This window comes from Solibaculum intestinale (assembly GCF_040096205.1).
In the GTDB taxonomy this organism is placed as follows: Bacteria; Bacillota; Clostridia; order Oscillospirales; family Acutalibacteraceae; genus Solibaculum_A; species Solibaculum_A intestinale.
The window spans coordinates 1-628 of the sequence record NZ_JBBMFD010000068.1 but is presented as its reverse complement, the minus strand read 5'-3'; the positions used below and the strand labels follow the sequence as shown (position 1 = coordinate 628).

General features: G+C 36.8%; 1 pseudogene. It reads left to right on the top strand.

From position 1 onward, the window contains the following. Window positions 1-628, top strand: a pseudogene (locus WMO26_RS13560) (IS3-like element IS981 family transposase); the annotation flags it as partial.

Here is a 628-nt window from a genome sequence, read left to right as displayed (position 1 = left end):
AATTAAAAAGACAACTGGCTAAAGTTAAGGAAGAACGAGACATCTTAGAAAAAGTATTGACCATATTCGCCGAGAAAACGAAGTGAGTGCTGCGGATATGGCTCAAACCATACAAACTTTAGCACTCAATGTCAGACTAAGCTGTCAACTCCTTGATGTTCCTGAATCAAGTTATTATGAACGGATTAACCGACACCCATCTAAAACTCAATTAAGGAGACAATACCTGTCACTCAAAATTTCTCAACTCTTCAATGCTAACCGAGGAATCTATGGTGCTCCTAAAATTCATCATCTTCTACTTAAACAAGGGGAAAAAGTCGGGTTAAAACTGGTACAGAAGCTAATGAAGCAACTTCAACTCAAGTCTGTAGTCATTAAGAAATTTAAGCCTGGATACTCACTAAGTGATCACATCAATCGAAAAAATCTCATACAGACTGAACCTACAAAGAAAAATAAGGTTTGGTCAACCGACATTACTTATATTCCTACTCAACAAGGATGGGCTTATCTCTCAACCATTATGGATCTTTATACTAAAAAAGTCATTGCTTGGGATTTGGGCAAGCGAATGACTGTAGAATTAGTGCAAAGAACTTTAAATAAGGCCATTAAATCACAAGAC